Here is a 12,449-nt window from a genome sequence, read left to right as displayed (position 1 = left end):
TAATAATTAATAACTTGACAAAATGGTGCCTGACACCATTTTGTCAAGTTATTCGAAATAACACCAAAAAGCCCTCCGGGAGCGCGCCCCCGGAGGGCTTTTTGGTGTTATTTAAGATAGGGCCAAGGATTGATCGGGTCACCATTCTTTCTTACTTCAAAGTGAATGTGGGGGCCGGTGCTCCAGCCTGTGCTGCCCACTTCGGCAATCTTTTGACCCGCACGAACTTCTTGGCCAACTTTTACCAGACTTTTGGAAAGGTGCGGGTACATGGTGGAAATGCCGCTGCCGTGATCGACTATTACTGTCCTGCCGTAAGCGCCGTTCCAGCCCACGTAGATTACCCCGCCGTCCAATGCTGCCACCACTTTGGCTCCCATGGGGGCGGCAATATCTATACCGGTATGCATCCGCTTTGTTTTAAGAATTGGATGAACACGCATGCCGTAATCTGATGTTATCCGTGAATAGCCGGGAGTAGGCCAGAGCATCTTGCCGCCTCGCGAAAGAGTACGGTTACGCTGTGCCTCCTGCAGGCGGCGAATTTCGGCAGCTACTCGGTTTGACTCTTCATCCATCTTGTCCAGCATCCGGATAAATTCTTTTTTCTGTGTCTTAATGGCGGACAATAAGGTTTGTTCCTGTGCCCTTTGGCGGTTTAATTCCTGTTGGCGCTGTTCACGTTTGCCCTTTAACGCAGCAATTTGGTCACGTCTCAGTTCTAGTTGGGCCTTTTGTTTTTCGATGTCTATTCTTTCGGCTTCAATTTCATCCAGCAGTCGAACATCGTTGGCTGCAATGGTCTTGAGATACTCCAAACGAGTAAGGAAATCTGTCAGACTGGTGGCATTAAGCAGCACCTCGGTATAATCCACTGCGCCGTTCTCGTATATGCTTACCACCCGCTGGCGGAAGATTCCTTGTCTTTCTTCCTGTTGAGCAATCTTTTCATCCAGTGCTTTCTGTGCCTCAGCAACATTCTCCTCTGCCTGAGCTAACTCATTTTCCAAGCGAGTAATTTCCCGGTCTAGGTTTTCCAGTTGCCCGGCAAGAGTTTCTAATTCTCCCAGAGTGGATTGTTCCTGACGCTTTTTCTCGTCTAGTGCCTGCTGCTGTTTTTTCATGTCCTCACCAAGCTGCTTTTGTTTATCCTGCAGATTATCAAGTTGGGACGCGCTTGCTGGAAGAAAAGAAATAATAACAAAGACAGTAATCAACAAAGTGGATAAAAGTAAGCGCAGGTGTTTCGACGACATAATTTATGTACCCCTCTCTTATCTTACTATTGGAAGATATTCGACAAGAGCAGGGAAAATCCTTGTAAAAATGGGCTGATTCTACCAAAAAATATGTAGAAAAAAATTCCACAGTGAATATGTGATAACTATCACAACATCTCCGGCCGGCACAATGCTATAATTTTAAAAACAGATAACGAAAAGAAGGAGTGGGTGTGTGTGGAGAAGCTGACATTAAAAAATATCCGCCATGGAATTCAAATTGGCTTGGCGGTATTTTTACTTTATTTGGGCTGGCGGTTTTATCAGTTTGTCTTATTTTTTAGCGGGGGACAGGGGGGGAGTCCGGTGCCGCGCCCACCTGCCGTAGAGAGTTTCCTGCCCATCAGCGCATTGATGTCTTTTCGGGTATGGCTTACCACGGGAGTTTTTGACAAAGTACATCCAGCGGGCTTGGCCATTTTTTTGGCCATTTTAGCTACGGCCTTGTTGCTGCGTAAGGGCTTTTGCGGTTGGCTCTGTCCGGTGGGTTCGCTGTCAGAGGCCTTGGGCCTATTGGGTAAACGATGGGGAATACAAGTGAGGATGCCCAAGGTGCTGGATATACTATTAAAATCCCTTAAGTATCTTGTGCTGGGTTTCTTTGCTAAAGTAATTTTTATTGATATGCCGGTGGTGGCTGTCCAGTACTTCTTGGTTAACGATTACAACAAAGTGGCAGATGTAAAGATGCTGAATTTTTTCTTAAACCTCAGCTCTATCGCCGTGATTGTGCTGCTGGTGTTGGCGGGACTGTCAGTGGTTTTTCGTCATTTTTGGTGTCGTTACTTGTGTCCATACGGTGCATTGATGGGTATTCTCGGACTGCTAAGCCCGGTAGCGGTAAAAAGGGAAGAAAGTCACTGTATTGATTGTAAAAAATGCGATAAAGTGTGTCCCAGTGACCTTCGTGTTTCCCAAATGAATCGAGTATATTCACCAGAATGTGTTGGCTGCATGAACTGTGTGGATGCCTGCCCGAAAAAAGAGGCCCTCACCATTAAGGCGGGCCCCCGAGTTATATCCGGCAGGTATTATGCTGTGGCACTGATGGCAGTGTTTTTCGGCATTATTTTTTGGGCCAAGGTTAGCGGCCACTGGCACACTTCCATTAGTTTACAGGAGTTTGCCAAATTGATTCCGATGAGTGATTACCTAAATCATTTTTAATAATTGAATAGGTCTAAATTTACCTGCCACGGTGCACGGAAGTGTTCCCTCGACAATACTAATCCTGTTTGTCGGGGGATTCTTCTGTCGCCTTTAGGTGGCAGCAGTGATAATTCAGTAGGTATCAGGAAAAAGTTATCAGTTTTTGCATCATATTCGCTTTCCGGCAGGGTGAAATTGATATCATCCCAGTCGTCCAAGCGTTCTATCAGCTTTAATTGTACTTTGTCGGTAATTTTGGCAGTTAGTTTCAAAAGATATTGGTCCTGCTGTTCCACCGCCAGCCAGAAAACATTAGCTGTTTCAGCAGGTGTGGCGCTGCGTAGATGTTCTTCGATTTTTCCGGCTGCCTTCAGCATCATTACATGATGGGCAGGGTCACGGCTGCGGCTGCCATGGGTGAGACTATTGTAAAAATGAATGCAAAAATGGCCGGGGAAATTATTCTGATTAATTGCCCCTTGGCCATGAGGCATACCGTTCATGGAAGCGGCCATTTTTTGGCTGCCTGCTTCTACGATAATTGCCCGCCTTTTCCAAGTCCAACGGCTATGAAAGATATTTTTCATAATGATGGTATCTTCTTTAGTGAGGGGCTGTACATCGGCATGGTAAGTGCCGCCCCGGCGCTGCACCCAGAATGATAGGCCGGTTTCGAGGTCGGTAATTTTGGCTTTTGCCTTACGGCTGAAAATCTTTTCTGCTTTGGACCAAGGAGTCAGGGGTGCGAAGGTTTCACTGCTCAAGGAGTTAAAGTTGTTTTCGAGAATGGTTAGAGCCCGGTCTTCAAGTTTCAGCCGGGCCTTATTGTCGTTATCATAGAGATATGATCCGTCAAACAGGTAGCTCGTTTCCTTTGCTCCCAGCATAAAGGTCACTTGACGCCGGCCATACCAATAATAGGGGGAATCTTTAAATTTGTCATTAAGGAGATCAGTAAATATTTTTAGTTGTTCGGAGTTAGAAATTACTTTCTCAGAATCTAAACCATCGTAGGATATCTTGATTTGAGATAGTGCCTGCGGCAGCTGGGGCAGGTTTAATGCCACTACTAAGGCCGCCAGAAGGAAAATAGTTAGAAGAATAATGCCGCTTCCGGTTGTTTTTGTCACGGCGGTCACCGTCCTTTCTCAAAAAATGGCTACAAAATGCCAAAACCATTCATTCAAAATATATGTTTGCCGAGACAAATAATGATAGAGATATTGTACAAGTTGCTAAAAATAAAAAAGAAAATAGAAATCCCGGCTGGCCGGGATTTCTATTTTATGCATTTGTATGTTCACAAAGACGCTGCTTCTTTATCAGGAGTAGAAACAGTGATCCATGGCCGACGGCAATGAATCGCTTTTCCTTTGGTCTGCGATTATTTTTCTTGAAAAGTATGGCATTGGGTTTTCTGTGGGTCCGGTGCGGAATTTCCACCGCCGTCAACATTTACTTCAATGGCTGAAGCCTTACAAAGCTGGCTTTCCCAATAAGAACAGTTAGAAACTGTGCACTTGATTTTATCTGGCATTGATTATTTCCTCCTTTACATTTTTTCCTAGTATTAACCATAAACTAGGGAGTTATGCAGGCATGATTTGGAAATTTTTCGGTCTTATTGCAGGAAAAAACTTAACTATAGGGAAATTGAAGGTGTATGGGCAAGAGTCTAGACAAGGGAGGGCGGCAACGTTGGGGAGAACTGATGAGGTGGACATCAGGTTAAAAATTTTTCTTATTTTATTATTCATCGGCATTGTTCCCAGTCTGTTATTTGGCTATATGTTATATGCTCACTCCAGCCGTTTAATTCTTTCGCAACAAAAGGAAAAGCTGCTTTTTATAGCCCATGCGGCTGCGGATAATGTAGAACAAAAAATGGAGGCCACCGATGTTCTGGCCGTTCTGGAGCGCCGGTCCGAGCGGCAAGCGAAGATTAAACTTCTCAACAACACGCTAATTGAGGTTGGTAAAAGGTTTTCAGACCCAAACTCTGATCATGGGCTGAGCATCTATTGGCTAGAATTAGGTGCCTTGGTGGTGAATTGCCCTGAAGCAGTTGCGGGTCAATGGGTGGGGGCACCAATAATTTCTTCTGACTCGCCGGCAAAACAAGCGATGGAAACCGGCCAACCGGTATTTAAGATAATAGATATTCGACGCGGCACTTACGCAATATATAGTTATCCTATCAGGATTGACAATGAGGTAGCAGGTGTGGTTAACGCGATGCAGTCCATAGAGTTCCTTGAAAATGGCTATCTTCAGTACCTTAGAAGTTACCTCGTTCTGATATTGGCAATTAGTCTGCTGCTGGCATTAGGCAGCGGAGTATATCTAATTTTCTCATTAGACAGGTTTAGTGGACAGATTCTTAGTGCTATTCGCCAATTAAATCACAATCCCGGGGTAGTAATTCCTAAAGCCGGCGGAAAAATAGGCGAAATTCTTAAGGAACTGCAAAAACTGGCCATCAATCTGGCCAACAACCGTTCTCTTACCCAAGTAGCTTTGGAAACGGTAGATACGGGAGTTATAACCACTGACCGCGAAGGCTTGATAACATCCTGCAACAAAGAGGCGGAAAAAATATTTAGGGCGCATAGGCAGCAGTTGATAGGCAGCGATTACCGGGACTTTTTCCGAAATGTTATTAGTGTCGATGAGAGCCGCTCTTTGTTATTAACAACGCTGCAAACGGGCACGGAATTTACAGATATAGAAATTAATATTCCCAGAGATGAAGAAAGTAAAAATTATCTTTGTAATACCCGTATGCTGGTCAACTGGAACGGCCGTAATATTGGTGTTCTTTGTACTCTGAAGGATATCAACGCCAGAAAGAAATTGGCCGAATTGGAGGGCAATACCGATATGGGTAATATGATGCGTGAAGTAGCTGCGGGGCTGGCCCATGAAATTAAAAATCCCCTTACCACTGTCAGGGGGTTCCTGCAAATGGCTGCGGTGGACGGCGAGCAGCTTCCCGAGGCGCATTATAACCTACTGGTTAAAGAACTGGATCGTACTTTAGAATTGGTAAATCAGTTTCGCGACCTTAATCGCAGTGAAAGCTTGACATATTATGAATTAAGGGCGGATTATTTAGTTAATGAGATGGTCTCCCTGTTGACCGGTGAAGCCAAAAGTAAAAATGTTAGTATTAGCACGGATTTGGCAGAGGTAACCGTATGCTGGGATGAAAAGAAGGTCAAGCAAATATTACTTAATCTTATGCGCAATGCATTTGAGGCTATGCCGGATGGGGGGGATTTGTCCCTTAAGTTACAAGGGAGTACTACTAAGGGCAGCGTAAAAATAGAAGTGGCGGACAACGGTACGGGTATGGACAGTGAGACCCTGGAAACTATCGGTCGGCCCTTTTTCACCACCAAAGAAGGCGGTACCGGCCTGGGTCTTACATTAACCAAGAACCTTATAAATCAGATGAACGGATATATGGAGGTAACGTCCCGACCCGGCTTGGGCACGGTGTTTACTGTAGTGCTTCCTGAAAGACTTGGTGGATAATAGCTGATTATGGAGAGGAAACAGAATATATATGGAGAATCTTATATTCATCGTTAGTAAAAACGGGTGTTCAAAAAACAATAACTTGACAAAATGGTGCCTGACACCATTTTGTCAAGTTATTGAAACAAAAAGATGTGGTATCTTTTGTCAATAATTCTTCGTTTAATATTATATTTTTTAATATTAGTCAATATTTATAGCTTTATGCTGATGGGCTGGGACAAACGCTGTGCGGTGAAGGGAAGGTGGAGAGTTGCCGAAACAAAGCTCTTGATAACTGCGCTCGCCGGAGGAGCAGTGGGAATATCTGCTGCCATGTATTTTTTTCGGCATAAGACCCGACGGCGGCTTTTTACGTGGGGCATACCAGCGATTATTATAGTACAAATATGTCTTTTTGTGTGGCTCATAAATGTACTGGACAGTTTTCCTGTTCAATGGTAGCATTAAATTGCGATAAAACATAGGTGGTGGGACAATGCCGCACGTATTAAAAATAGGTTTGGTAACTGCAATTGCACTATTTGTCAACATTCCGCTGGGTGTATGGCGTTGCAAAGTGAAAAAGTTTTCTTTTTGGTGGTTTTTAGCGGTACATTTGTCCGTGCCGTTGATTATTTATTTAAGGATAAGAACCGGTGTGCCCATTGCTTGGATACCGGTTACCATTGGTATTGCCGTTTTAGGTCAGTATCTAGGCGGTATGTTGTCATTGATGTAGGCAAGACTAGAAAGAGAGTGCAGTTCCTGCACTCTCTTTAAATTATTTATTTTTCGGTTTAAACGTGTCGCAAGCAGTATTTTCGGAATCTGCGACGCTCATGGTGCCGCTGGAGCGAACTTGAATGGCATCTGCTTGACACAACTGCTGCGACTTGTCATTAAAGTGGCATTCTTCCACTTGGCATTTAATGGACATATTGTCACCCCCTTTTTAAGGATAGCTTGCCTGTGGCGGATAAAAAATATGTATTAACGCTGATGGGAGTGATGCAGTTTGGCCAGAATTTTAGTGGTTGATGATGAGGACTCAATTATTGAACTGGTATCCTACAATTTAAAAAATGCAGGATATGAAGTTATTACTGCTGCTGATGGGTTAGCTGGGGAAAAGAAGGCTTTAGCGGAGCATCCGGACTTGATAGTACTTGATGTAATGCTGCCCGGCAGAGACGGACTTGAAGTGTGCCGTAATGTACGTCGGGTGGATGAGGATGTACCTATCCTAATGCTGACGGCTAAAAAAGATGAAATTGACCGGATACTGGGATTGGAAATGGGCGCGGATGATTACCTCGTCAAGCCATTTAGCCCCAGGGAATTGGTAGCCAGAGTAAAGGCAATCCTTCGCCGTACCAAAAAGTCTGCGGCAAGGCAGGGGCATGCCTTGATGCTAAATGATATCAGTCTGGATTTGGATAAAAGGCTGGTAACCGTTGCGGGGGAAACCGTAGAACTTACCAGCAGGGAGTTTGACCTATTGGAATTACTTATGCGCAGTCCCGGCCGGGTCTTTAGCAGGGAGAAGCTGTTGCAAATGCTATGGGGCGAAGAATATTTCGGTGATTATCGTACTATTGATGTGCATATCAGGCACCTGCGTCAGAAGGTTGAAAGTGACCCTTCCCGACCGAAGTCAATAGTGACGGTTTGGGGCGTTGGCTATAAATTTGGGGAGAACTAATTATGTTTAAAAGCATTCGCTGGAAATTGACCGCAACATATTTATTACTGTTGAGTTTGACCATAGTGGTGCTCACTTTGGCCTTTATTTTTCCTATGCAGCAGTACTACCTCACTTTTTTCGAACGTAATTTGACTTCTCAGGCGCAGTTAGTGCGGCAGTTAGTGTTAAATTCCCCGGAATTAAATGCTGACCTGCAGCAGCAGGTGGATAAATGGGCGGAGGATATCGCTCTGCGTATCACCGTGGTGGATGCCGGGGGGGCAGTGTTTGCTGATTCTGATGAAGACCCCGCGAAGATGGAAAACCACCGGCACCGGCCAGAAATTGCCACGGCCCTGGCAGGCGGGACAGGCCGAGCTACGCGCTTCAGCACCACCACAAACCGCCGCCTGAAATATGTGGCCCTGCCAGTAACAAGGCAGGGCGAAATCATCGGTGTATCAAGAATCGCCATTCCTGTGTCCGATGTGTCAGCGATATTTGACCAAATCAAGGAGATACTTGGTTTAGCCATACTGGCTGCAGCCCTCGTGGGTTTGCTGGTCAGCTTTAAACTGTCTGCTACCCTTACTCAACCGGTGGAAGAAATTACCCAGGTTGCGGGAAAAATTGCTGAAGGTAGATTTCGGGAAAGATTTTCGCCGCGCACGGATGATGAGATTGCCGTACTGGGTAAGACGATAAATTCTATGGCAGAGATATTGGAAGGTAAGGTGAATGAAATTGAGCGTCACCGGTCACGCCTAGCGGCAGTATTGGATAATATGGTCAGCGGCGTAACTGTTCTTAACGGTAAAGGTGAAATCGAGATAATTAATCTGGCAGCCCAAAAGGAGCTAGAATTAGAGCAGCCCATATTAGGGCGCCATAACTTAGAAGTAATTCGAAATCATAAATTAAATGATCAGATAAAACAGGTACTTCATTCGGGGCAGGTAAGTAGTTTTGAAATGAACCTGCTTCACGGCAGAAAGAAGGTTTTTCTGGTCCACCTGGCGGTGATTTCTGCAGCAGAGCATACTGATGGGATTATAGCTGTCTTCCATGATATTACCCAGCTGCGGCAGCTGGAACAGATGCGTAAAGATTTTGTCGCTAATGTATCCCATGAGTTGAAGACTCCGCTTACTTCCATCAGCGGTTTTGTTGAGACCATGTTGGACGAAACGGAGATGGATGTGAAGACGCGGGAAAAGTTTTTGCGGATAATGGCCAAAGAAACATCACGGTTAGATACCTTAATTGAAGATCTACTGGAATTATCCAGGATTGAGTCGGGTAGAGTCTATAATGAGCAAGACACAGTGGATTTAGGTGAAATCCTTCGGGAGGTAACGGAAGAAATGCGGCCTCGAGCAGAAGAAAAAGGACTATCGCTAAATCTTTCCCTAACAGAGGGCCTTGATGTTCAAGGAAGTGTCAGTGGTTTAGCACAGGTGGCGATAAACCTGTTGGACAATGCCATAAAATATACCCCTGCGGGCGGCAGTATTGATGTTCATGGCCACACCACGTTCGGTGATGTGATAATAGATTTTCGTGATACAGGCGTTGGCATCCCGCTAGAAGAAGTGGAGCGGATTTTTGAGAGGTTCTATCGGGTGGATAAGGCCCGTTCCCGAAAGCTTGGCGGCACGGGCTTAGGATTAGCCATAGTCAAGCATATTATGGAAAACCATCAGGCGCGTATTAAAGTGGATAGTACACCGGGCGTCGGGACAGTTTTTAGTTTGAAATTTAATAAAGCATGACCAAAACGACTTCATTCCCCGGCGGGAAAGAGGAGCCGCTTTTATTGAGGTATTGGAATGTGTAATACTATTGAGATTGCCCTTGACCAATAACTTGACAAAATGGTGCCTGGCACCATTTTGTCAAGTTATTGGTTTTTAATTTCTTAACAATTACTTAATATTTGCCTAAAGATAACTTAATACACAAATACTATAATTGCACTGTAGAACACAGATAAATATTCGGAAAGGGGAATCAGAATGAGACGGACAAGTTTTGGAATTGTATTTGTACTGATGTTTGCTGCGTTAGTTTTTGCAGGCTGCGCCAAAGGAGGCGGCGGTGGCAGTAATGCTGTGCTGCAGGTAAGAGGTTCGGATACAGAACTGAGTTTGGTACAAAAATTAAGCGAAAAATTTATGGAAAATAACCAAGCCAAGATTGCGGTTACCGGCGGCGGGTCCGGGACTGGTATAGCATCATTAATCAATGGTGAGATTGATATGGCTAACGCATCCCGGCCCATGGAGGATAAAGAAATCTCCCAGGCGCAAGATAATAACGTAAATCCGATGGAATTTGTAGTTGCTATGGATGGGGTTTCGGTAATTGTCAACGCTGATAACCCTGTGGAACAGCTGACAATGGACCAAATAGGTGCCATTTATCGCGGTGAAATAACCAACTGGCAGGAAGTTGGCGGAAATGACCAGGCCATATCTCTCTATGGCAGGCAGAATAATTCCGGAACATTCGTCTTCTTTCGTGAACATGTGTTACAGGGTGATTACAGTGCGGATATGAAGCGCATGAACGGTAATGCCCAGATTGTGGAGGGGGTTAAGGCAGACACGGCTGGAATAGGTTATGTTGGTATTGGTTATGTGGTTGATGAAAATGGCAATCAGGTTGGCGGTCTCAAGGTACTGAAAGTGGCGAAAGACGAAAATTCTCCTTATATAAGTCCGCTCAACCGTGAAGAGGTATTAAACGGTAACTACCCGGTAGCGCGCCCGCTGTATCAATATACAAACGGTAAGCCCGAAGGCTCCTTGTTAAACTTTATTAAGTTTGAGCTTAGCGAAACCGGTCAAAATATCGCCACCAAGGAAGGTTTTTTCCCGGTTCCGCAAAATCTGCAGCAGCAGAATAATGCCAACCTGGGCGACTAAATAAAACAGTTAAATTAAATAGTTAATTTAAGGGGACGAAATGGGCTAAACCATTTGGTACCCCTTACGCTCGTTTTTATTTGTTGTGTTAAGGAGGTTGACATGCATAATCGGAAGGAGACCCTCTACGAATATTTCTTCTTTGCCAACGCTTTTACGGTAATTGCCGTACTGCTGGGCATATTACTGCTATTGGTATTTAACAGTTATCCGGCATTTTTAAAGATCAGTCTCACTGAATTTTTTACCGGGTTGCAGTGGAACCCGGCCGGGTTTGAAAATGATTCCTTTGGCATCGTCCCTCTATTGGTGAGCACCGTGGTTGTGACAGTGGGTTCGATGCTGTTTGCGGTGCCGCTGGGAGTGCTCACTGCCTTATACATTGCCGAAATAGCAACGCCCAAGGAAAGGGAAATTATCAAACCGGTGGTGGAGATACTTGCGGGGATTCCCTCGGTGGTGGTGGGTTTTTTTGGCATCGTGGTATTGGGGCCCATCATTGCCAGGATATTTCACTTATCTAATGGGCTAAATGCGGTAAACGGCTCTATTCTTTTGGGCGTCATGGCTTTGCCCACCATTACCTCACTAGCAGAGGATGCCATCACTGCAGTTCCCGATGATTACCGTCAGGCATCCTTGGCTTTGGGTGCCAGCCGCTGGGAAACCTTAATCAGAGTGGTTCTGCCGGCTGCCTTATCTGGGATTATTGCTGCCATCATGCTGGGCATGGGCAGGGCTATCGGTGAAACCATGACAGTGCTGATGGCTACCGGCAATGCTCCGGCCATGCCGGATTCTATCCTTAGTTCTGTACGTACCATGACTGCCACCATCGCCATCGAATTGGGTGAAGTTCCCCATAATACTACCCATTATTTTGTGCTCTTTGCCGTGGGACTAGTATTGTTTATCATGACTTTCTTGATTAATCTGGCTTCTGATTTGATATTGGAACGGTATCAGGAGGTGGAACGATGACAGATAAGCAGAGACACGAAAAGATGGGATTTGCCCTGTTGAGAACGGCAGCTGTGGTAGTGCTAGCTATTTTGGTAATTATTCTAGGAGACATAATTATCAAGGGGGCAGGCTCCATTTCCTGGGAATTCCTTACCCAGCCTCCAAAAAATGGTATGACTGAAGGCGGCATCCTGCCGGCAATTATCGGTACTTTTTTTGTGACGGTGATTACTGCTGTTCTGGCGGTTCCTTTGGGGATATTTGCGGCCATATATTTAAATGAATATGCCAAGAAAACGAAAATAACCCGGCTCATTCGTTTGTCCATTCGTAATTTGGCAGGAGTCCCGTCCGTCGTTTTTGGTTTGTTTGGCGTGGCTCTTTTTGTCCGTCTGTTCGGCTTCGGAGCGTCCCTCTTGGCCGCGGGAATGACATTGGGGCTTTTGACCCTGCCGGTTATTATTACTGCCAGTGAGGAGGCTTTAAAAACAGTGCCCAATTCTTACCGCGAAGGTGCGCTGGCTTTGGGTGCGACACGTTGGCAGGCAATTAAGACTAATGTGCTGCCGGCAGCAGTGCCCGGTATTTTGACTGGGGTTATCTTAGGATTGGCCAGGGCTGCCGGAGAAACGGCACCAATACTTTTTACCGGTGTTGCGTTCTATTTACCATTTTTACCTAACTCTTGGTTTAGTCAGTTTATGGCTCTCCCTTATCACCTATATATTATGGCTACTCAGCACCAATCAGTCCAGCAGGTTAGACCGTTGGCTTATGGTACTGCGCTGGTTCTAATTGCATTAGTATTCTCAATGAACATGATTGCTGTTATGCTTCGATCATACTACCGCCGTAAAGCGGTGCGATAGGTTAAGAGGTGATATATTTGAATAAAGCGGAAAAAATATTTACGAAGCACCTTTC

Annotated in this window: 13 protein-coding genes; 9 read left to right on the top strand and 4 right to left on the bottom strand. The window is 45.2% G+C overall.

Translation table 11 applies throughout. From position 1 onward, the window contains the following. Positions 1-107 precede the first annotated feature (107 nt). The gene (locus tag MFMK1_RS12160; RefSeq protein WP_366921970.1) at positions 108-1,256 is read right to left on the bottom strand and encodes a murein hydrolase activator EnvC family protein; all 1,149 of its coding nucleotides are present in this window, start codon (positions 1,254-1,256) and stop codon (positions 108-110) included. A gap of 201 nt (positions 1,257-1,457) precedes the next feature. On the opposite strand from MFMK1_RS12160, the gene MFMK1_RS12155 reads away from it, so the two are divergent. Further along, positions 1,458-2,447, top strand: coding sequence for a 4Fe-4S binding protein (locus MFMK1_RS12155; RefSeq protein WP_366921969.1), 990 nt, complete (start codon positions 1,458-1,460; stop codon positions 2,445-2,447). On the opposite strand, the gene MFMK1_RS12150 is transcribed toward MFMK1_RS12155, so the two are convergent. Together MFMK1_RS12150 and MFMK1_RS12145 are read right to left on the bottom strand one after the other, a co-directional pair. Beyond that, positions 2,444-3,559, bottom strand: coding sequence for a hypothetical protein (locus MFMK1_RS12150; protein ID WP_366921968.1), 1,116 nt, complete (start codon positions 3,557-3,559; stop codon positions 2,444-2,446). The genes MFMK1_RS12155 and MFMK1_RS12150 overlap by 4 nt on opposite strands. A gap of 254 nt (positions 3,560-3,813) precedes the next feature. Then, positions 3,814-3,966: a DUF1540 domain-containing protein gene (locus MFMK1_RS12145; protein ID WP_366921967.1), complete on the bottom strand. Its 153-nt coding sequence runs from the start codon at positions 3,964-3,966 to the stop codon at positions 3,814-3,816. Between the two features lie 62 nt (positions 3,967-4,028). Between MFMK1_RS12145 and MFMK1_RS12140 the strand changes: the two genes are divergently transcribed. The 3 genes from MFMK1_RS12140 to MFMK1_RS12130 all read left to right on the top strand — a co-directional run bounded on the left by MFMK1_RS12140 (position 4,029) and on the right by MFMK1_RS12130 (position 6,690). Next, the gene (locus MFMK1_RS12140; RefSeq protein ID WP_366921966.1) at positions 4,029-5,966 is read left to right on the top strand and encodes an ATP-binding protein; all 1,938 of its coding nucleotides are present in this window, start codon (positions 4,029-4,031) and stop codon (positions 5,964-5,966) included. Positions 5,967-6,101: 135 nt separating this feature from the next. Then, on the top strand, positions 6,102-6,413 hold the full coding sequence (locus MFMK1_RS12135; protein ID WP_366921965.1) for a DUF1294 domain-containing protein: 312 nt from the start codon (positions 6,102-6,104) through the stop codon (positions 6,411-6,413). 34 nt (positions 6,414-6,447) lie between these two features. Further along, positions 6,448-6,690: a hypothetical protein gene (locus MFMK1_RS12130; RefSeq protein ID WP_366921964.1), complete on the top strand. Its 243-nt coding sequence runs from the start codon at positions 6,448-6,450 to the stop codon at positions 6,688-6,690. 42 nt (positions 6,691-6,732) lie between these two features. Here the strand turns inward: MFMK1_RS12130 and MFMK1_RS12125 are convergent, their stop codons facing one another. Then, on the bottom strand, positions 6,733-6,888 hold the full coding sequence (locus MFMK1_RS12125) for a DUF1540 domain-containing protein (protein ID WP_366921963.1): 156 nt from the start codon (positions 6,886-6,888) through the stop codon (positions 6,733-6,735). Between the two features lie 78 nt (positions 6,889-6,966). On the opposite strand from MFMK1_RS12125, the gene MFMK1_RS12120 reads away from it, so the two are divergent. From MFMK1_RS12120 to pstA, 5 genes are all read left to right on the top strand, one after another. Next, positions 6,967-7,653 (top strand): response regulator transcription factor, encoded by a 687-nt coding sequence (locus MFMK1_RS12120; RefSeq protein WP_366921962.1) that lies wholly within the window; start codon positions 6,967-6,969, stop codon positions 7,651-7,653. Between the two features lie 2 nt (positions 7,654-7,655). Continuing rightward, the gene (pnpS, locus tag MFMK1_RS12115) at positions 7,656-9,407 is read left to right on the top strand and encodes a two-component system histidine kinase PnpS (protein ID WP_366921961.1); all 1,752 of its coding nucleotides are present in this window, start codon (positions 7,656-7,658) and stop codon (positions 9,405-9,407) included. A gap of 243 nt (positions 9,408-9,650) precedes the next feature. Continuing rightward, positions 9,651-10,562 (top strand): PstS family phosphate ABC transporter substrate-binding protein, encoded by a 912-nt coding sequence (locus MFMK1_RS12110; protein ID WP_366921960.1) that lies wholly within the window; start codon positions 9,651-9,653, stop codon positions 10,560-10,562. Positions 10,563-10,664: 102 nt separating this feature from the next. Further along, complete coding sequence (pstC, locus tag MFMK1_RS12105; RefSeq protein ID WP_366921959.1) at positions 10,665-11,543, top strand: phosphate ABC transporter permease subunit PstC; 879 nt, start codon at positions 10,665-10,667, stop codon at positions 11,541-11,543. Continuing rightward, complete coding sequence (gene pstA, locus MFMK1_RS12100; protein WP_366921958.1) at positions 11,540-12,394, top strand: phosphate ABC transporter permease PstA; 855 nt, start codon at positions 11,540-11,542, stop codon at positions 12,392-12,394. The genes pstC and pstA overlap by 4 nt, the downstream gene beginning before the upstream one ends. Positions 12,395-12,449: the final 55 nt, after the last annotated feature.

It is taken from the genome of Metallumcola ferriviriculae (genome assembly GCF_035573695.1).
Lineage (GTDB): Bacteria > Bacillota > JADQBR01 > JADQBR01 > JADQBR01 > Metallumcola > Metallumcola ferriviriculae.
The sequence above is the reverse complement of the archived record's forward strand: the minus strand, read 5'-3'. Positions and strand labels throughout refer to the sequence as shown.

Bases quoted from the DNA above. Each gene is read 5' to 3' on its own strand.
- MFMK1_RS12160 (WP_366921970.1), bottom strand. From the start codon at position 1,256: ATGTCGTCGAAACACCTGCGCTTACTTTTATCCACTTTGTTGATTACT.
- MFMK1_RS12145 (WP_366921967.1), bottom strand. From the start codon at position 3,966: ATGCCAGATAAAATCAAGTGCACAGTTTCTAACTGTTCTTATTGGGAA.
- MFMK1_RS12140 (WP_366921966.1), top strand. From the start codon at position 4,029: ATGATTTGGAAATTTTTCGGTCTTATTGCAGGAAAAAACTTAACTATA.
- MFMK1_RS12135 (WP_366921965.1), top strand. From the start codon at position 6,102: ATGTGGTATCTTTTGTCAATAATTCTTCGTTTAATATTATATTTTTTA.
- MFMK1_RS12130 (WP_366921964.1), top strand. From the start codon at position 6,448: ATGCCGCACGTATTAAAAATAGGTTTGGTAACTGCAATTGCACTATTT.
- MFMK1_RS12125 (WP_366921963.1), bottom strand. From the start codon at position 6,888: ATGTCCATTAAATGCCAAGTGGAAGAATGCCACTTTAATGACAAGTCG.
- pnpS (WP_366921961.1), top strand. From the start codon at position 7,656: ATGTTTAAAAGCATTCGCTGGAAATTGACCGCAACATATTTATTACTG.
- MFMK1_RS12110 (WP_366921960.1), top strand. From the start codon at position 9,651: ATGAGACGGACAAGTTTTGGAATTGTATTTGTACTGATGTTTGCTGCG.
- pstC (WP_366921959.1), top strand. From the start codon at position 10,665: ATGCATAATCGGAAGGAGACCCTCTACGAATATTTCTTCTTTGCCAAC.
- pstA (WP_366921958.1), top strand. From the start codon at position 11,540: ATGACAGATAAGCAGAGACACGAAAAGATGGGATTTGCCCTGTTGAGA.